The following is a 19451-nucleotide window of genomic DNA, read 5'->3' on the forward strand; positions in this document are numbered from 1 at the left end:
CGCTCGCATGGAACTTGTGCGGTGGTTAACGGTCGCGCTTGCCGTCATGCAACGTCGGTTTGTCCGGAAATCAAGCGTTTACGAATGGCGCTTTCGTAGAAGCGATCAGGACACCGCGCTGCGCAGGCCGAACGCGTGCTTGTCATGCAGCACCGGCGCCACCGCATCGCTGAGTCGTGCGGCGGCGGCATCCACCGAAAGCCCCGCGGTGTCGACCACGGCTGACGCGCGGGCGTAAAGCGGCTCGCGGCTGACCAGGATGTTGCGCAGCTCCGCCATCGCGGAGCGATCGTCCGCCATCGGGCGCAAATCGCCTTGGCGGCGGACGCGGGCCATGTGTTCTTCCGGCTCGGCCTTCAGCCAGATGGTGTAGAACGACGACAGGATCAGGTCGAAGGTGAGTGGCTCGGAGACGATGCCGCCGCCGGTCGCCAGCACCATCAGTTCTTTGCGCGCCAGCAATTGCGAGAGCGCCGCCTGCTCCATGCGCCGAAAACCTTCCTGGCCGTAGAGCGCGATGATCTCGGCAACCGACAATCCGTTCTGCGCCTCGACTTCCTTGTTGAGCTCGACGAACTTCCAGCCGATCTTCTTCGCCAGCATCTTGCCGAGCGTGGATTTGCCGGCGCCGCGCAGGCCGATCAGAGCGATGCCGGCGAACGAGATCCGCCGCTGCGCCGACAGGCCGCCGCCGGCCAGCGCATTCTTGGCCTGCGCGATCTGGGCCGGCGTTGCCTTGCGCAGGAGGTCGCGGATCACGGCCCAGTCAGGCGCCGGCTCCGTTGCGGGAATCAGGTCTTCGAGATGCGCGCCCATCGCGTTCGACACGCGCCGCAGCAGCACGATCGAGACATTGCCCTTGCCGCTTTCGAGTTGCGCGATGTAGCGCTCGGATATTCCTGAAACCTTGGCGAGCACTTTTCGCGACATACCGCGAAGGGCGCGCATGGTGCGCACACGCTGGCCAAGCTGCTCGAGAAAGCCGGATTCGGGGTCACTGGCCTCGGTCATTTCCCTCGTTCGGGCATTGCGTCGGGGTGAACGGATTTCGGAAACATAATGCCGATGAGGATTGACAGCAAGCGCGGCCGGTGTCTTTGTATGAATTATAATTCTTAAAAACTCAGGAGAGAAGCGTCGTGAGCGGCACGTCCGGTTCGTACAATGCGGTGACCTGGCTGCTCGACCGCAATGTCGAGGAGGGGCGCGGCGCCAAGCTCGTCTTCACCGACACCGTCACCGAACTCACCTATGGCGAGCTGCAGCGGCAGACCCGCCGTGTTGCCAACATGCTGCGCCGGCTCGGCGTCCGCCGCGAAGAGCGCGTGGCGATGATCATGCTGGATACGGTGGATTTCCCGTGTGTGTTTCTCGGCGCGATCCGCGCCGGCGTCGTGCCGGTACCGCTCAACACGCTGCTGACGGCCGAACAGTATGCCTACATTCTCGGAGACTGCCGTGCGCGCGTCCTGTTCGTCTCCCAAGCGCTGCTGCCGGTCGTCAAAGATATCGTCGCGCAGATGCCCGACCTCGAGCATGTTGTCGTGTCAGGCAGGGACGCGCACGGCCACAGGAAACTTTCCGATGAGCTGGCGCGAGAGAGCGATACGTTTGCGACCGCGGCGACGCATCCCGATGAGCCGGCGTTCTGGCTCTATTCCTCGGGCTCGACCGGCATGCCCAAGGGCGTGCGGCATCTGCATTCCAACCTCGCCGCAACGGCCGACACCTACGCTAAACAGGTGCTCGGCATTCGCGAGGACGATGTTTGTCTGTCGGCGGCAAAACTGTTCTTCGCCTATGGCCTCGGCAATGCGCTGACGTTTCCGATGTCGGTCGGCGCTTCCACGGTCTTGCACACGGAACGGCCGACGCCGGCGGCGATGTTCGCGCTGATGAACAAGTACAACCCGACCATCTTCTACGGCGTGCCGACGCTGTTCGCCGCGATGCTCAATGACGAGACGCTGAAGGATGCCCGCGCCGGCAATCGCTTGCGCATCTGCACCTCAGCCGGCGAAGCGCTGCCGGAATCGGTCGGCAACGCCTGGAAGGCGCGTTTCGGTGTCGACATCCTCGACGGCGTTGGCTCGACCGAGCTGCTGCACATCTTCCTCTCCAACGCGCCCGGCGACATCAAATACGGCTCATCGGGCCGTCCAGTGCCCGGCTACAAGGTGCGGTTGGTCAATGAAGCCGGCGCCGAGGTGGCTGACGGCGAGGTCGGCGAATTGCTGGTCGATGCGCCCTCGGCCGGCGAGGGCTACTGGAATCAGCGTGCCAAGAGCCGTTCAACCTTCGAGGGCCACTGGACCCGCACCGGTGACAAATACATTCGCGACGCCGACGGCCGTTACACCTTCTGCGGCCGAAGCGACGACATGTTCAAGGTTTCGGGCATCTGGGTCTCGCCGTTCGAGGTCGAGAGCGCGCTGATCACCCATCCGGCCGTGCTCGAGGCCGCCGTCGTGCCGGAAGCCGATCCCGAAGGATTGTTGAAGCCGAAAGCCTTTGTCGTGCTGCGCGCCGGCGCGAAAACCGATGACCTGCATGAGGTGTTGAAAGAGCACGTCAAGCAGAAGATCGGTCCATGGAAATATCCGCGCTGGATCGACGTGGTGGAATCCCTTCCGAAGACGGCGACAGGGAAGATTCAGCGGTTCAAGCTGCGGGATAGCGAGACGGCGAAGGCATGATGGACTTGTCGTTCGAAATGCAAAGCGTTGCTGCAAGTGGCGCTCGTTCCCTCCCCCCTTGCGGGGTCCGAGGCGAGCGAAGCTCGCTCTCGAGGCTAGGGAGAGGGGTAAGCCGCAACGGCGGTGCGCGTGGCTACTCCTCTCCCCAACCCTCCCCCGCAAGGGGGGAGGGAGCTCACCGCGCCGTGTTGTGAGGGGAGCGGTTACAATGACAACCCTTACCTCCCAGGGCTTCCTCACCGTCGGCGCCTCGCATCTCGAATATCGCATGATCGGCCCGTCGCCCGAGCACGCGCCTGTTATCGTGATGCTGCATGAGGGCCTCGGCTCGACCGGCCTGTGGGGCGATTTTCCCGACAAGCTCCAGGCCGCGACCGGCGCCGGCGTATTCGTCTATTCGCGCGCGGGCTACGGCGCATCGACGCCGGTGAAATTGCCGCGCCCGCTCGACTACATGCATGTCGAGGCGCTCGACGTGTTGCCAAAACTACTCGACAAGATCGCCTTTCGCCGCGGCCTGCTGCTCGGCCATTCCGATGGCGCTTCGATCGCGGCAATCTATGCGGGCTCGCATCAGGATCACCGCGTGCAGGGCCTCGCGCTGATCGCCCCGCATTTCATCGTCGAGGATATTTCGGTGGCCTCGATTGCGGCGATCCGGACCGCCTACGAGACCACGAACCTGAAGGGGAAGCTGTCGCGCTGGCACCGGGACGTCGACAACGCCTTCTATGGCTGGAACGGCGCCTGGCTCGATCCGAAATTCCGCAACTGGGATATTTCCGAATACCTCGCCTATATCCGCGTGCCGGTCGCGATCCTGCAAGGCGTGGATGACCAGTATGGGACCATGCGCCAGGTCGAGATCGCCAGGGAAGAGTGCTACTGTCCGGTCGATGTGACTGTGATTCCGGGCGCGGGACATCAGCCGCATCGCGAAGCGCCGGAGGCGACGCTCGATGCGATTTCGGAATTCGCAAAGGCGGTGTTGCAGGTGCAGGACGGCTCGCAGGGACGGGCCGCGTAACGCATTTTCTTCTTCTGTGCTTGCCGAGGCGCTGTTCCGATGACTGCGCCGCGCTCAGGCATCGGACATCTGCCGCTGCCGCGATGGGCTTATGTGCCCGACCAGTCCAAGGAAGTCGCCGCCGATTACGAAACGCTGGCCCAAATCGCCACTCAGGTGCCGGCGCGCTTTCAGGGCTACGTGCCGGCGCGCCACCCGGCCTGCGCTACGGCATGGCGCTCAACGACCATGGCTACTTCTGGGAATCGCAAGAAATCCTGGAAGCGGTATGGGCGGCGGCGCCGCAGGGCGGCCGCGAGCGGATATTGTTGCGCGCCTGCATCCTGATTGCGACCGCCAATCTGCGGATGCACAAGCCGCACGTCGCGGTGCGGCTGTTCGGTGAAGCGCTCGGCGAACTCGAGGGGCTGAGCATGCGGAATGCCGGTAGCGACGGCTTTGCCGACAGCTTTCCGGTTGCGGCCCTGGCGGGCCTCATCACGGCCAAATTGGAGCAGCCGCAGCTCGCCCCGGCCTATTGGGTAGCTTTCGCGGCCGCCGGCCGAACATGAAACAAAATGCATGTTCCAGCGCTTTACGCTAGACTCAACCGAAAACATGCATTATTGTGCATGCAGCGAACCAAGCAAATCCTGAGAAAAACGACAGAGGGTGGCTCATGGCCGGTGAAGATCGCGTCCTCGCAGGCGGCGCGAAATACATCGATTTTCAAACCGATCCGTCGCGCTACCGGCACTGGAAGCTGGCGGTCGAGGGCGAGGTCGCAACCCTCACCATGGACGTCGATGAGAATGCCGGCCTGTTCGAGGGCTATCAGCTCAAGCTGAATTCCTATGATCTCGGCGTCGATATCGAACTCGCCGACGCCGTGCAGCGGCTTCGGTTCGAACATCCTGAAGTAAAAGTGGTGGTGATGCGTTCCGGCAAGAACCGCGTGTTCTGCGCCGGCGCCAATATCCGCATGCTGGCGGGCGCGACCCACGCCCATAAAGTCAATTTCTGCAAATTCACCAACGAGACCCGCAACGGCCTGGAAGATTCGTCGGAAAATTCCGGGCAGCGCTTCATCACCGTCGTCAACGGCACGGCGGCCGGCGGCGGCTATGAGTTGGCGCTCGCGACCGATCACATCATCCTGGCCGATGACGGCGCCGCTGCCGTGGCGCTGCCGGAAGTGCCGCTGCTCGCGGTGCTGCCGGGCACCGGCGGTCTGACGCGCGTGGTCGACAAGCGCAAGGTGCGCCGCGACCATGCCGACTTCTTCTGCACCATCGAGGAAGGAATTAAAGGCAAGCGCGCGGTTGCGTGGCGGCTGGTCGACGAGATCGCGCCGAACAGTAAGTTGGAGACCAAGGTCGCCGAGCGTGCAAAAGAATTCGCCGCCGCCTCGAAGCGCAACGGCAGCGGCAAGGGCGTCACGCTGACGCCGCTCAACCGCACCATTGACGACAGCGGAATCCGCTATGGCTTTGTCAACATCGACATCGACCGCGCCGCGCGGATCGCCACCATTTCGATCAAGGCGCCGGAGGCCGCGCCGCCGGCCGATATCGATGGCCTGATCGCGCAGGGCGCGTCGTTCTGGCCGCTGCAGGTGGCGCGCGAGTTGGACGATGCGATTCTTCACCTGCGCATCAACGAACTCGAAATCGCGATGCTGGTGTTCAAGTCGCATGGCGATCCCGCCAATGTGGTAGCCTGCGACGCCTTCCTCGAAGCCAACAAGGCGCACTGGCTGGTCAACGAAATCAGGCATTACTGGAAACGCGTGTTGAAGCGCATCGACGTCACCTCGCGCACGCTGGTGACGCTGGTCGAGCCCGGCTCCTGCTTCGCCGGCACGCTCGCCGAACTCGTGTTCGCCGCCGACCGCTCCTATATGCTGATCGGCTCACGCCAGGGCGACAACCGCCCGCCGCCGGCGATCCAGCTCACCGCGCTGAATTTCGGCCCCTATCCGATGAGCCATGGCCTGACCCGGCTGCAATCGCGCTTCCAGGCCGATCCGGCCGATCTGGAGCGCACGGAAGCCACCATCGGCACCACGCTCGACGCTGAGGAAGCCGAAGAGCTCGGTCTGGTCACCTTCGCGCTCGACGACATCGATTGGGACGACGAGGTGCGGGTGTTCCTGGAAGAGCGAACCTCCTTCTCGCCCGACGGCCTCACCGGCATGGAAGCAAATCTGCGCTTCGTCGGTCCCGAGACCATGGAATCGAAAATCTTCTCGCGCCTCACGGCGTGGCAGAACTGGATCTTCCAGCGCCCCAACGCGGTCGGCGAAGAAGGCGCGCTGCGCCGCTACGGCACCGGCCAGAAGGCGCAATTCGATATGACGAGAGTGTAGCGGAAAACCGCCGTCATCCTGAGGTGCGAGCGCAAGCGAGCCTCGAAGGATGGTTGGGACCAAGCCAGCATCCTTCGAGACGCGGCGAAGCCGCCGCTCCTCAGGATGACGGTCGAGCAAGACGCCATAACGACTCCAAGGAGCACGCCATGAACTTCATGAACGTCGACTACTCGACCAAAATCCCTAACAACGTGAATCTCAGTGAAGACCGCCAGGTGCTGAAGGCGCTGGAGGGCTGGCATCCCGGTTACATGGATTGGTGGGGCGACATGGGGCCGGAAGGTTTTCAGCAGTCGCTGGTTTACTTGCGCACCGCCTATTCGGTCGATCCGCGCGGCTGGGCCAAGTTCGACTACGTCAAGATGCCGGAATACCGCTGGGGCATTCTTCTTGCTCCCCAGGAAGAAAACCGCGTCATTCCCTTTGGTGAGAATTACGGCAAGCCGGCTTGGCAGGAAGTCCCCGGCGAACACCGTGCCACGTTGCGCCGCCTGATCGTGATCCAGGGCGACACTGAGCCCGCCTCCGTCGAGCAGCAGCGCCATCTCGGCAAGACCGCGCCTTCGCTCTATGACTTGCGCAACCTGTTCCAGGTCAATGTCGAGGAAGGCCGCCATCTCTGGGCGATGGTCTATCTCCTGCAGAAATATTTCGGCCGCGACGGCCGCGAGGAGGCCGACGATTTGTTGCGGCGCCGCTCGGGCGATGCGGATTCCCCGCGCATGCTCGGTGCCTTCAACGAGGCGACGCCGGACTGGCTGTCGTTCTTCATGTTCACCTATTTCACCGATCGCGACGGCAAGATGCAGTTGCACAGCCTCGCGCAATCCGGCTTCGATCCGCTTTCGCGCACCTGCCGCTTCATGCTGACCGAAGAGGCGCATCACATGTTCGTCGGCGAGACCGGCATTAGCCGCGTCGTGCAGCGCACCTGCGAGGCGATGAAGGCGGCCGGCATCACCGATCCCACCGACGTCGCCAAGGTCCGCGCGCTCGGCGTGATCGACTTGCCGACCATCCAGAAGAAGCTGAACCTGCACTATTCGCTGTCGCTTGATCTGTTCGGCTCGGAAGTATCGACCAACGCGGCGAATGCCTTCAACGCCGGCATCAAGGGCCGCTACAAGGAAACCCAGATCGACGACGACCACCAGCTCAAGAACGCCACTTATCCGGTGCTCAAGCTGGTCGACGGCGTGATCAAGCGGGTCGACGAGCCGGCGCTGACCGCGCTCAACATGCGGCTGCGCGACGACTACACGCAGGATTGCGTCAAGGGCATGCTGCGCTGGAACAAGGTGATCTCGACCGCGGGCTATCAGTACAAGCTGACCCTGCCGAACGTCGCGTTCCACCGCCAGATCGGCGAATTCAAGGACGTGCACGCGACGCCCGACGGCGTCCTGATCGACGACGCCACCTGGAACCAACGCAAGGGCGAATGGTTGCCTTCGTCGCAGGACGGCGACTTCATCGCCTCGCTGATGAAGCCGGTCACCGAAGCCGGCCAGTACGCCTCCTGGATCTCGCCGCCGAAAGTCGGCATCGACAACAAGCCCGGCGATTTCGAGTACGTGAAGATCGAGACCTGAACCGCCCCGCATCGGGGAGCAGCACATGGACCCCGACAACGACCTCGAAGCAATGGACCGCGACCAACTGGTCGCGGAGGTGAAGCGTCTAAGGGCAGGCATCCGCACGCACCGCGACAGCACCGGTCATGATTTGTGCTGGCATCATCCCGATCTCTGGGGACTGCTGCCCGAGCGTGTCGCTCCGGAAGTAGCCGTCCCGCCCTGGCCGAAATTCCTGCGCGGATGCCTGCGATACCGTGAAGCGCTGGATCGCGAGCTGCCCAACGCGCCGCAGGCTGATTTCGAGTATGAAAAGGACGAGCCGTGAGGGAAGCGCAAGCGGCATCCTCAATGCACGCCGTCATCACCCGCGAAAGCGGGTGATCCAGTAAACACCAGCGTCAATAACAGAAACGCCGCGGTCAACCAGTTGAAGCCGCGGCGTACTGGATACCCCGCTTTCGCGGGGTATGACGCTGTGGGGCTACCCCGCGATCTCGCTGCCCGCCGTCGCATACACCACGCCGCCGTCCACCGCGATCGTATTGCCGACGACATAATTCCCCGCGCGCGAGGCAAGGTAGATCGCGACACCCGCCATATCCTCGTCGGTGCCGACGCGCCGTGCCGGAACGCGCTTTGCCACTTCATCGGCGTGATCGCGCGCGGCGCGGTTCATGTCGGATTTGAAGGCGCCCGGCGCAATCGCGGTGACGTTGATATTGTCCTTGATCAGCTTGGCCGCCATGCGCCGCGTCAGATGGATCACCGCGGCTTTACTTGCCGCATATGAATAGGTCTCCGTCGGATTGACGAAGATGCCGTCGATGGAGGCGATGTTGATCACCTTGGCAGGACGATCGGGCGAGGCCGCTGCGCGCAGCGGCTTCGCCAGCGCCTTGGTCAGGAAGAACAGCGACTTGACGTTGAGGTCCATGACCTTGTCCCAGCCGCTTTCCGGGAATTCGTCGAATTCCGCGCCCCAGGCCGCGCCCGCATTGTTGACGAGGATGTCGAGGTTCGGCTCCAGCTTGATGATTTCGCCAGCCAGCTTTTCGCAGCCTTCGACCGTCGAGATGTCGATCGGCAGCGCGATGCATTCGCCGTCATAGGCGGCGGTGAGTTCTTTGGCGGTCGCCTCGCAGGGACCTGCCTTGCGCGCGGTAATGTAAACCTTCGCCGCGCCCTGCGCGAGAAAGCCGGCCGCGATCATCTTGCCGATGCCGCGCGACCCGCCCGTCACCAGCGCGACGCGACCCTGAAGCGAGAACAGATCCTTGAACATTGCGTTCCTCCATTTGCATTGCCGGAGGTTTTGGGCGTGGGAGCAGGGCGAGTCAAGAAAGGGAAATGGACCCGTAGCCCGGATGGAGCGCAGCGCAATCCGGGGAAGCTCTGCCGACTTTGTGAGACTGTCCCGGATTTCGCTTGCGCTCCATCCGGGCTACGGCGCTACGAATTGTATCTACGCCGCGTCGATGCGGCGAAAGCCGTTCCACATGGCGGTGGCGGCGCCGGAGGTCAGGATGGGGATGATCCGTTCGTCCTGGTAATTGCCGTTCAGCGAGATTCGCTGCAGCGCCGTCAGGTGGTCGGCGCTTTCCGGAAAAATCATGCCCGGCCGCGTCGTGACTGCCGTCTTGAATCCTGCCGCCTTCGCCAGGCGGAATTCGCGCTGGCCCGCGGCGGTCCGGTCGCCATAGGGATAGGCGAGATGAAGCACCGGCCGCTGCAACGCCGCTTCGATCCGCGCGCGGCTTTCGGCCAGTTCGAACGAAGCGGTTTCTTCGCTCTGCCGCGCCAGATTGCAATGCGTAACCGTATGCGCGCCGATCGTTACCAGCGGATCGTCCGCGAACGCCTTCAGCTCCTCCCAGGACATGCAGAGATCGCCGGCGATGAGATACTCGTCGACGTCATGGCGCGTGCATAGCGCGGAGATCTCGCGCTGCAGGTCGTGTTCTCCCGGCAGTCGGCGCAGCCAGTCGTGGATGCGGTCGAAGGTGGCCTGTTTGGCTACCGGCGTCGAGGCATCGAGGCGGATTGCTGTGCCGCCGATCGGGACCTCGATCGAGGAAGCCTTGGCGATCACCTTTTCGAGCGCGACCCACCACAACCTTCCAGTGCCCTCGGCGAAATCGCTCGTGACATAGACGGTGAGGGGCGCGTCAAACTCACGCATCACCGGCAGCGCGTAATCGCGGTTGTCGCGATAGCCGTCGTCGAGGGTGAAGCAGGCAAAGCGCCGCGCGAAACTCCGCTTCTGGAGTCGCTGATGCACCTCGTCCATGGTGACGATGTCGACGTCGAGCGTGCGAAGGTGCGCCAGCATCGCACGCAAGAACTCCGGCTCGACTTCGAGATGATGATTGGGCTGAAACTCACCGTCGCGGCGCGGACGGACGTGGTGCAGCATGAAAATGGCGCCGATGCCTGCGAAGATTGGTCGCAGCAGGTAGTGCGCTCGGGAGAAGTACAGCGCTTCCAGCCCGGCGCGAATGACGGTGTTGCGAAGCAGTTTCATCGAGATGCAGGGCTGCCCGGTTAATTACGGGGACGAAACTAGCGACAGAGCGCTGAAGAAACGGTTAGCCGGACCGATTTCCGCTCCTTTCTCGCCTGCGACATTTCGGGTTTGACAGCCTCGCAAGGGTTTGTTTTCTCTCCGTTCCAGACCCGGCGGGAACTCGAATGCGCGGACTTTTCAGGTGGAGTAGCAAATGGTGGCCGGGTGTCATTCCGCTGGTCATTTGTTGGGCTATCGCGGCCTGGACGAGTACAGAACCACTGGAAGTTGACTTGGCGCAGCGTTCGGCCGCCGCGCTCAAGGGCACCATCCTCGATAAACGGCGGATCTCGGTCGAAGGCCGCGACGTGACCCTGGCCGCAGACGCATTCTCGGAAGACGGCCGGCAGAGTGCGGTGGCTTCGGTGGAAGCGGTGCCGGGCGTGCGTTTGGTTAACGACGAAACCCGGCTCGTTCCCGAAGCCAAGCCGTTCGTCTGGTCGGCCGAACGCGACGTCGTCCGGGTAACGCTCTCGGGCAATTCGCCCCTGCCGGCGAGCAAGAGCCGGTTGATGGAGGCGGCGCGCGCCAATCTCGGCGGTGTCGAAGTGGTCGACCGGATGAATTTGTCGCGCGGGGCGCCGCCGCATTTCGACAATGCCGCGCTGTTGCTGCTCGACCAGGTCGGCAAGCTGAAGGAAGGCAAGATCACGCTGTCGGACACCAAGGTCAGCCTGTCCGGCATGGCGCGTGAACTCGGCGGCCGGGAAGCCGTCGCCGCGGCGCTGAAAAATCTGCCCGAGGGTTTTTCGGTCGCGGCCAACGACGTCAAGGCGCCTCCCTATATTTTCCAGGCCTACAAGGATCCCGTCGCGGTAACGCTGACGCTGACCGGCAACGTGCCCGACAACAACGTCCACGCCATGCTGGTGGCGGCTGCGGGGCGCAAATTCTTCAGCGAAAAAGTCGTCGATAACCTCAAGACGAGCATCGGCGCGCCCGCAGGTTTCGCCAACGCGGTGGTATCAGCGCTCGGCGCGCTGTCGCGGCTGTCGACCGGTACGTTGGTCGTCTCCGACCGCGAGGTGAAACTGTCGGGCGATGCGCTCTATGACGCCGCCGCCAGTCAGATCCGCGCCGGCCTCGGCAAGGACTTTCCGCAGGGCTGGCAGTTCAAGCCGGAAATTTCGGTCAAGCCGGCCGCCGCGCCGGTGGACGCGACGGTCTGCCAGCAATTATTTACAGAGCTGCTCGGCAAGGCCCGGATCCGCTTCGAATCCGGCAAGGCCGATATCGTCGCCGATTCCGCCGGTCTGCTCGACCGCCTGATCGAAACCGCGTTGCGCTGTCCGGCCGCCAATATCGAGATATCAGGGCATACCGACGCCGACGGCGACGAGGCAGCCAACCAGGCGCTGTCCGAGAAGCGTGCGCAGGCGGTCGCCGACTATCTGGTTAAGGCGGGATTACCCGCCAACCGGTTCAGTGCGGTCGGCTATGGTTCGACCCAGCCAATTGCGGGCAACGAGACCGACCAGGGCAAGGCGCAGAACCGCCGCATCGATTTCGTGGTGAAGTGAGCATGGCCTATCTGACCACATTCTACTGGGGCTGGCTCTTGGCATCAGTGCTGCTCGGCTTCGCCATGGGCTGGATATCCGTGGTTCAGCACGGCGAAGGCATCTCGCGAAAATGGCGGTGGGCGCTTTCGGCTTTGGTCGCGGCGCTGGTCGCAGCCGCGCTCGCGCGCGTCGTGCCCGGCCGTTTCGGCTACTGGCTCGATCTCGGCCTGATCATGTTCGCACTCTACCTCGGCGGCTGTGCGGTCGGATCATGGTTGCGCAACTGGGTGGTCTCGCGCAGTGCGCCGCCGGCCTGACTGCATGATGCGCCGGCTAGTTTTACCGCCGTTACCGTCACGGGTTGTTGACCAGTCCAGGCTATGGTCCGGAACCCCCATCAGGCGGCGGAATACAGCAAAACTGTGCCACCGCCGTCATCAACGGCGCCTAATATGTTGAAGAAGCGCGTTTTATTGTCGTCCGGCGAATTCCACTTCGGCCCAAAACGCGCTACCAGAGGGGCAGGGGAGCCGCGTAGCGGCGGCGGGGTTCGCGCCAGTGCCGTCGTCGCAGAAGCGCAATTCGAGGTGTAGATGCTGGAAGCAATACGCAGGGCGACTTCGTTTCTGCGCCAGAAACAGGTCCTGCATAAGCTCGGGGTCGTTATCAGCATCACGGTCATCGCCGTTGCGTGCTACGTGCTCTATCACATGCTCCGCGGCATCGACACCAACGAGGTGATCGACGCCATCAAGGGCACCGAGCCGCGCCGGATCGCGCTGGCGGCCCTGTTCGTGGCGGCGGGCTATTTCACGCTCACCTTCTATGACTGGTTCGCCGTCCGCGCCATCGGCCAGCACCACGTACCCTACCGCATCAACGCGCTGGCGGCCTTCACCTCCTATTCGATCGGGCACAATGTCGGTGCCAGCGTCTTCACCGGCGGCGCGGTGCGCTACCGGATTTATTCGGCCTGGGGGTTGAACGCGATCGACGTGGCCAAAATCTGCTTCCTGGCCGGGCTGACCTTCTGGCTCGGCAATGCCGCGGTTTTGGGCCTCGGCATCGCCTACCATCCGGAAGCCGCTGCCGCGATCGATCAACTGCCGGCCTGGCTCAACCGCGTTGCGGCGTTTGGAATCATCATTGCCCTGGTCGGATATGTCGCCTGGGTCTGGGCCCAACCGCGCAGCGTCGGCCGCGGACCGTGGACGGTCACCCTGCCGGGCGGCCCGCTGACGCTGCTGCAGATCGCCATCGGCATCGTCGATCTCGGCTTCTGTGCGCTGGCGATGTACATGCTGGTGCCGGACGAACCCGATATCGGCTTTGTCGTCGTCGCGGTCATCTTCGTGTCGGCGACGCTATTGGGTTTCGCCAGCCATTCGCCGGGCGGGCTCGGCGTCTTCGACGCCGCCATGCTGGTCGGCCTCTGGCAGATGGACCGGGAGGAACTGCTCGCCGGCATGCTGCTGTTCCGCGTCCTCTATTATATTGGCCCTTTTGTCATATCTGTAATCTTGCTGACGCTTCGGGAGATTATCATCGGCGCGCGATCGAAGCGCCTGCGCCATTTGGCGCCTGCCGCCGACCCCGAGCCGAGGCATGAGGCCCCCGTCTATGTGCGCGAGCGTGGAGACACCGGCGCCTGATGATGCGGCGGGCGCCTCGCGAACAGCGGAAGGAAAGCCTGCGTCCATGGCGATAGACGATTCGAACTCCTCCTCCTTTTTTGCACCGTGGCCGGATCGGCTGCGGCATTCGGCCATCATCCTGCTGGCCGCCGGGCTGGCGCTTTGCGCGCTGGTGCTGCTGGCCGATCTCTCGTTGGCGCGGGCGGTTGCGGTCTTCATCTGCATCGCCGCCGCAGCGCTGGTGCCATGGCGGCTGCATGACACCGTCGGTTCCCGCGAGGATGTCCGCGCCGTCAGTCCGGTTGAATCTGCTGCCGTTAGCGCCGTCGTTGCCGGCATGCCGGACCCGGCCGTGCTGCTCGACCGCGCCGGCCGCGTCATTCATCTCAATGCGGCGGCCGCCCAGCTCGCGCCGGCGTTGCGCAAGAACGAACTCGCCCAGTTCGCGCTGCGCTCTCCCGAGATCATCACCGCATTGCGCGAGGCGATCGCGACCAGCGAGCCGCGCCGCGCCAACTATCTCGACCAGGTGCCGGTCGACCGCTGGATGGAACTGATCATCACGCCGGTACCGGTGCCGACGCTGTTCGGCGGCACCGAACGGTGCATGCTGATGACCTTCCACGACCAGACGCCGTTGCGCCGGGTCGAGGAAATGCGCGCCGATTTCGTCGCCAATGCCAGCCACGAGTTGCGCACGCCGCTGGCTGCCCTATCTGGCTTCATCGATACGCTGCAGGGCCCGGCCAAGGATGACGCCAAGGCGCGCGAGCGCTTTCTGTCCATCATGCATACGCAGGCGACCCGGATGGCGCGGCTGATCGACGACCTGCTGTCGCTGTCGCGGGTCGAACTGTCGGCACATGTCCGCCCCGAAGCTTGCGTCGATATCGTGCCGATCATTCGCCAGGTCGCCGACGGGCTGGAGCCGCTGGCCAGGGAACGCCAGGTCGCGATCCAGATCGATCTGCCGGAGACGCCGGTCTCGATTGCGGGCGATCGCGAGGAACTGCTGCGGCTGTTCGAGAACCTGATCGAGAACGCGCTCAAATATGGCGCGTCCGGCGGAAGGGTGATCGTCTCGCTGAACCAGGTCGCCGCGGGAGAGGGCGCGCCGGAAGTCCGCGTCATGGTCCGCGATTTCGGCCCCGGCATCGCGCCGGAACATCTGCCGCGGCTGACCGAGCGCTTCTATCGGGTCGATGTCGGCGACAGTCGGGCCCAGGGTGGAACCGGGCTCGGTTTATCCTTGGTGAAACATATTCTTAACCGTCATCGCGGCCGTCTTTTGATCGAAAGCGTGCCGAAAAACGGCGCCACCTTTACTGCCTGTTTTCCTCCGGCGAAATCCTCGACGTCGGCCTAAAGACAAGCAAGTTCAATTAGTTGGGTGTGTCATCCAACTGTCATCAAACCTTCGTAAAAGCTCTATCGACCGCGCCTACACGGGCGGCATGAGCGCGATCGGGCGCAACAGCGCTTCGCTCAGGAGATGGAGATCAACCATGAATTTCGTCAGGACAATCGTCGCCGCCGGCCTAGTCGCCGCGTCGACCTCGGCGTTCGCTGCCGATATCACCGGCGCGGGCGCCACCTTCCCGTTCCCGCTCTATTCGAAGTGGGCCGACGCCTACAAGAAGGAGACCGGCAACGGTCTGAACTACCAGTCGATCGGCTCCGGCGCCGGCATCAAGCAGATCGTGGCCAAGACCGTGACCTTCGGCGCCAGCGACATGCCGCTCAAGCCGGAGCAGCTTGAAAAGGACGGCATGATCCAGTGGCCGCAGGCAATGGGTGCCCTGGTGCCGGTCGTCAATCTCGAAGGCATCAAGCCGGGTGAACTGGTGTTCTCGGGCGAACTGCTCGGCGACATCTATCTCGGCAAGATCAAGAAGTGGGACGATCCCGCGATCGCCAAGCTCAATCCCAAAGTGAAGCTGCCGAGCGAGGCCATCACGGTGGTTCGCCGCTCGGATGGATCGGGCACGACCTTCCTCTGGACCGACTATCTCTCCAAGACCAATGCCGAATGGAAGGCGAAAGCCGGCTCCGGCACCGCCGTGGAGTGGCCGACCGGCGTCGGCGCCAAGGGTAATGAAGGCGTCGCCGGCAATGTCAGTCAGACCAAGAACTCGATCGGTTACGTCGAGTACGCCTATGCCAAGCAGAACAAGCTGACCTATGGCGCGGTCATCAACAAGGCCGGCAAGACCGTGCAGCCGACCATCGGTGCGTTCCAGGCCGCAGCCGCCAACGCTGACTGGGTCGGCGCCAAGAACTATTACGTGATTCTGACCGACCAGCCCGGCGAAGCCTCGTGGCCGATCACCGGTGCGACCTTCATCCTGATGCACCGGGAGCCTGTGGACAAGGCGGCCTCGGCCGAAGCCATCAAGTTCTTCAAGTGGGCGTTCGAGAAGGGCGACAAGATGGCTGAAGAACTCGACTACATCCCGATGCCAGACTCGGTCGTCAAGCAGATCGAGAAGACCTGGACCTCCGAGATCAAGAGCTGAAGCAGACGTTGAGCACGTCGCGCCCCGTCATTCCGGGGCGCGACGAAGTCGCGAATCCGAAATCTCGAGATTTCTGGCCCTTCGGACCATCCCGGAATGACGCCGGGTAAATCGTCAAGAAGATCGCCTCAAAGCAGAAGCGACATTTTTCGGGCGTTGAAGTAAAAGACAGGGGACCAGCGTGGCAGAAATGGCGGTTGAAAGCGACGTAATGGAAGCTGCCGGACCCTATGACCGCGCCCGGGCCCTTGGCGCTTTCAAGTTTGGCGATATTACCTTCTACTGGATCACGCGCGCCTGCGCGATCTCGGTCCTCCTGATCCTCGGCGGCATCATCCTTTCGCTGATCGTCGGCGCCTGGCCCGCGATCCGGGAGTACGGCGCAGCATTCCTGTGGACGCAGCGCTGGGCGCCGTCGGCCGATCCTCCGGTGCTGGGTGCGCTCGGCCCGATCTACGGCACGCTGGTCACCTCCGTGATCGCGATGATGATCGCCATTCCCGTCGGCCTCGGCATTGCGGTGTTCCTTACCGAGATCTGCCCGCTCTGGCTGCGTCGTCCGATCGGCCTTGCCATCGAACTGCTCGCCGGCATTCCCTCGATCATCTACGGCATGTGGGGCTTCTTCGTGCTGGGGCCGTTCCTGGCCAACAACTTCCAGCCGTTCATGATCAGCGTGTTCGATGGCGTCCCGGTGCTCGGCACGATCTTCGCCGGCCCGCCGTCCTATCTCAGCCTGTTCAATGCCTCGCTGATTTTGGCGATCATGGTGCTGCCCTTCATCACCGCAATCTCGGTCGACGTGTTCAAGACGGTGCCGCCGGTTTTGAAGGAGGCGGCCTACGGCGTCGGCTGCACCACCTGGGAAGTCGTCCGCAACGTCGTGATCCCCTATACCCGGGTCGGCGTGATCGGCGGCATCATGCTGGCGCTCGGCCGCGCGCTCGGCGAGACCATGGCGGTCACCTTCATCATCGGCAATTCGTTCAAGATCCAGTCCTCGCTCTTCGCGCCCGGCACCACGATCTCTGCTGCGATCGCTTCCGAATTCGCCGAGAGCGACGGCCTGCACCAGTCCGGCCTGATCCTGCTCGGCCTGTTGCTGTTCATTCTGACGTTCTTCGTTCTTGCTGCCGCAAGGCTGATGCTGATGCGGCTGGAACAGAAAGCGGGGAACTGAGATCATGAACCCGATTTACGTATCTCGCCGCCGCAACAACATCATCGTCAAGTACCTGTGCATGGGTGCCGCGCTGTTCGGCGTGACCTGGCTCGCTTTGATCCTGTTCACGCTGTTCTTCAATGGCCTTTCCGGCATCAATTTCGCCGTCTTCACTCAGGATACGCCGCCGCCCGGATCGACCGACGGCGGCCTGCGCAACGCCATCATCGGCTCGATCATCATGACCATGGTCGGGGTCGGCATTGGCGCGCCGCTCGGCCTGTTCGCCGGCACCTACCTCGCCGAATACGGCAAGCACGACAAGCTCACCTCGGTGATCCGTTTCATCAACGACATCCTGTTGAGTGCGCCCTCGATCATCATCGGCCTGTTCATCTACGGCGCCATCGTGGTGCCGATGGGCGGGTTCTCGGCGTTCGCCGGATGTCTCGCGCTCGCCGTGATCGTGATCCCCGTGGTGGTCCGCACCACCGAGGACATGCTGGGATTGGTTCCCAATCCCCTGCGGGAAGCGGCGTCCGCGCTCGGCATGCCGCGCTCGCTGGTGATCCGGCGCATCGCCTATCGTGCGGCGCGCGCTGGCCTGATCACCGGCGTCCTGCTCGCGACCGCCCGGGTCGCCGGCGAAACCGCGCCGCTCTTGTTCACCGCGCTCTCCAACCAGTTCTTCAGCCTGGATATGACCAAGACGATGGCGAACCTGCCGGTGACCATCAACAACTTCGTCCAGAGCCCCTATGCCTACTGGAAGCAACTCGCCTGGGCCGGTGCCCTGTTGATCACGCTCACCGTATTGGCCCTGAACATTGGCGCGCGCATTCTTGGCGCCGAGAGGATATCCAAATGACCGAACTCTCCGTATCCGTAAGTAACGCGAGCGGCCCAGTTCCGCAGGTGGCGCTGCCCGAGGCCGCACCCAAGGTGACCGCCCGCGGCCTGAACTTCTACTATGGCGAGCACCACGCGCTGAAGGACATCAATCTCACGCTCGGCACCCATCGCGTCACCGCCTTCATCGGCCCGTCCGGCTGCGGCAAATCCACGTTGCTGCGGATATTCAACCGGATGTATGATCTCTATCCGGGTCAGCGCGCCACCGGTCAGCTCTTGCTCGACCAGACCAACGTCCTCGACCCGAAGCTCGACCTCAATCTGCTGCGGGCCCGCGTCGGCATGGTGTTCCAAAAGCCGACGCCGTTCCCGATGACGATCTACGAGAATATCGCCTTCGGCATCCGTCTCTATGAGAAGATCTCGAAGTCCGAGATGGACGGCCGGGTCGAGAAGGCGCTGCGCGGCGGCGCGCTGTGGAACGAGGTCAAGGACAAGTTGAACGCCAGTGGCCTCTCGCTGTCCGGCGGTCAGCAGCAGCGGCTATGCATCGCGCGCACCGTTGCGGTCAGGCCCGAGGTGATCCTGTTCGACGAGCCCTGCTCGGCGCTCGATCCGATCTCGACCGCCAAGATCGAGGAACTGATTCAGGAACTGGCGGAGGACTACACCATCGCCATCGTCACCCATAATATGCAGCAGGCGGCGCGCGTCTCGGACAAGACCGCCTTCATGTATCTCGGCGAGCTGATCGAATTCGACGATACCAACAAGATTTTCACCTCGCCGCGCGATCGACGTACCCAGGACTACATCACGGGGCGGTTTGGTTAAGGAGATAACAGATGGCTTCTGAGCACACCGCCAAGGCATTCGACAGCGACCTTCAGGAATTGACGCGCCTGGTCGCCGAGATGGGCGGCCTGGCTGAGCGCATGATCACCGAATCCGTCGACGCGCTGGTCCGCCGCGACGTCGCGCTCGGCAAGCACGTCGTCGCCACCGACGTCGAGATCGACCGCCTGCAGCATCTGATCGAGGAGCGCGCGGTGCTGACCATCGCCCGCCGTCAGCCGATGGCGATCGATTTGCGCGAAATCGTCGGCTCGATGCGGGTTGCCACCGATCTGGAACGGATCGGCGACCTCGCCAAGAACATGGGCAAGCGCGTCGCGGCGCTGGAGAACGATTTCCAGCCGCTGAAGCTGATGCGCGGCCTCGAACACATGACCGACCTGGTACAATCGCAGGTCAAGTCGGTGCTGGACGCCTATGCCGCGCACGATCTGCCGGCGGCGATGGCGGTGTGGAAGGGCGACGAGGAAGTCGACGCCATCTGCACCTCGCTGTTCCGCGAACTCCTGACCTATATGATGGAAGATCCGCGCAACATCTCGTTCTGCATCCATCTGATGTTCTGCGCCAAGAACATCGAACGGATCGGCGATCACGCCACCAACATCGCCGAAACCGTGTTCTACATGATCGAGGGTCAGCAGATGCTCGACAAGCGCCCGAAGGGCGACATGACGACGTTTGCGACCACCGTACCCAACACTTGACATAGTGTTT

At 63.1% G+C, this 19451-nt stretch carries 18 protein-coding genes; 15 read left to right on the forward strand and 3 right to left on the reverse strand.

The window, feature by feature from the left end; genetic code table 11:
- Positions 1-105: 105 nt before the first annotated feature.
- The gene (locus RX328_RS03385) at positions 106-1011 is read right to left on the reverse strand and encodes a helix-turn-helix transcriptional regulator (protein ID WP_213254692.1); all 906 of its coding nucleotides are present in this window, start codon (positions 1009-1011) and stop codon (positions 106-108) included.
- Between the two features lie 128 nt (positions 1012-1139).
- Here RX328_RS03385 and RX328_RS03390 point away from each other — a divergent pair, with 128 nt between their 5' ends.
- The 6 genes from RX328_RS03390 to RX328_RS03415 all read left to right on the forward strand — a co-directional run bounded on the left by RX328_RS03390 (position 1140) and on the right by RX328_RS03415 (position 7975).
- Complete coding sequence (locus RX328_RS03390; RefSeq protein ID WP_213254690.1) at positions 1140-2696, forward strand: benzoate-CoA ligase family protein; 1557 nt, start codon at positions 1140-1142, stop codon at positions 2694-2696.
- A 208-nt stretch (positions 2697-2904) separates the two neighbouring features.
- Positions 2905-3723 carry an alpha/beta fold hydrolase gene (locus tag RX328_RS03395; protein ID WP_213254688.1) on the forward strand — a complete coding sequence of 273 codons (819 nt, stop codon included), beginning with the start codon at positions 2905-2907 and terminating at the stop codon, positions 3721-3723.
- 212 nt (positions 3724-3935) lie between these two features.
- Complete coding sequence (locus tag RX328_RS03400) at positions 3936-4274, forward strand: DUF309 domain-containing protein (RefSeq protein ID WP_249727006.1); 339 nt, start codon at positions 3936-3938, stop codon at positions 4272-4274.
- Positions 4275-4381: 107 nt separating this feature from the next.
- Positions 4382-6070, forward strand: coding sequence for a 2,3-epoxybenzoyl-CoA dihydrolase (gene boxC, locus RX328_RS03405; RefSeq protein ID WP_213254686.1), 1689 nt, complete (start codon positions 4382-4384; stop codon positions 6068-6070).
- Between the two features lie 158 nt (positions 6071-6228).
- Positions 6229-7665: a benzoyl-CoA 2,3-epoxidase subunit BoxB gene (gene boxB, locus RX328_RS03410; protein WP_065731941.1), complete on the forward strand. Its 1437-nt coding sequence runs from the start codon at positions 6229-6231 to the stop codon at positions 7663-7665.
- Positions 7666-7690: 25 nt separating this feature from the next.
- Complete coding sequence (locus tag RX328_RS03415) at positions 7691-7975, forward strand: hypothetical protein (protein ID WP_213254684.1); 285 nt, start codon at positions 7691-7693, stop codon at positions 7973-7975.
- Positions 7976-8131: 156 nt separating this feature from the next.
- Here the strand turns inward: RX328_RS03415 and RX328_RS03420 are convergent, their stop codons facing one another.
- Together RX328_RS03420 and RX328_RS03425 are read right to left on the reverse strand one after the other, a co-directional pair.
- Positions 8132-8932, reverse strand: coding sequence for an SDR family oxidoreductase (locus tag RX328_RS03420; protein ID WP_213254682.1), 801 nt, complete (start codon positions 8930-8932; stop codon positions 8132-8134).
- 180 nt (positions 8933-9112) lie between these two features.
- Positions 9113-10171, reverse strand: a complete 1059-nt coding sequence (locus RX328_RS03425) for a polysaccharide deacetylase family protein (protein WP_213254680.1) — start codon at positions 10169-10171, stop codon at positions 9113-9115.
- A 167-nt stretch (positions 10172-10338) separates the two neighbouring features.
- On the opposite strand from RX328_RS03425, the gene RX328_RS03430 reads away from it, so the two are divergent.
- From RX328_RS03430 to phoU, 9 genes are all read left to right on the forward strand, one after another.
- Positions 10339-11733 carry an OmpA family protein gene (locus RX328_RS03430; protein ID WP_213254670.1) on the forward strand — a complete coding sequence of 465 codons (1395 nt, stop codon included), beginning with the start codon at positions 10339-10341 and terminating at the stop codon, positions 11731-11733.
- Positions 11734-11735: 2 nt separating this feature from the next.
- Positions 11736-12032, forward strand: a complete 297-nt coding sequence (locus RX328_RS03435) for a hypothetical protein (protein WP_213254668.1) — start codon at positions 11736-11738, stop codon at positions 12030-12032.
- 276 nt (positions 12033-12308) lie between these two features.
- Positions 12309-13367, forward strand: a complete 1059-nt coding sequence (locus RX328_RS03440; protein ID WP_213254666.1) for a lysylphosphatidylglycerol synthase domain-containing protein — start codon at positions 12309-12311, stop codon at positions 13365-13367.
- A 46-nt stretch (positions 13368-13413) separates the two neighbouring features.
- Positions 13414-14715, forward strand: coding sequence for an ATP-binding protein (locus RX328_RS03445; RefSeq protein ID WP_213254664.1), 1302 nt, complete (start codon positions 13414-13416; stop codon positions 14713-14715).
- A 139-nt stretch (positions 14716-14854) separates the two neighbouring features.
- The gene (pstS, locus tag RX328_RS03450) at positions 14855-15865 is read left to right on the forward strand and encodes a phosphate ABC transporter substrate-binding protein PstS (RefSeq protein ID WP_213254662.1); all 1011 of its coding nucleotides are present in this window, start codon (positions 14855-14857) and stop codon (positions 15863-15865) included.
- A gap of 181 nt (positions 15866-16046) precedes the next feature.
- Complete coding sequence (gene pstC, locus RX328_RS03455; protein ID WP_213254660.1) at positions 16047-17045, forward strand: phosphate ABC transporter permease subunit PstC; 999 nt, start codon at positions 16047-16049, stop codon at positions 17043-17045.
- 4 nt (positions 17046-17049) lie between these two features.
- A complete protein-coding gene (gene pstA, locus RX328_RS03460) occupies positions 17050-17895 on the forward strand; it encodes a phosphate ABC transporter permease PstA (protein ID WP_213254658.1) in 846 nt (281 codons plus the stop codon).
- Complete coding sequence (pstB, locus tag RX328_RS03465) at positions 17892-18713, forward strand: phosphate ABC transporter ATP-binding protein PstB (RefSeq protein ID WP_213254656.1); 822 nt, start codon at positions 17892-17894, stop codon at positions 18711-18713. The genes pstA and pstB overlap by 4 nt, the downstream gene beginning before the upstream one ends.
- Before the next feature lie 11 nt (positions 18714-18724).
- Complete coding sequence (gene phoU / locus RX328_RS03470; RefSeq protein WP_213254654.1) at positions 18725-19441, forward strand: phosphate signaling complex protein PhoU; 717 nt, start codon at positions 18725-18727, stop codon at positions 19439-19441.
- The last annotated feature ends 10 nt before the right edge of the window (positions 19442-19451 follow it).

The organism is Bradyrhizobium sp. sBnM-33, from assembly GCF_032917945.1.
GTDB lineage: Bacteria > Pseudomonadota > Alphaproteobacteria > Rhizobiales > Xanthobacteraceae > Bradyrhizobium.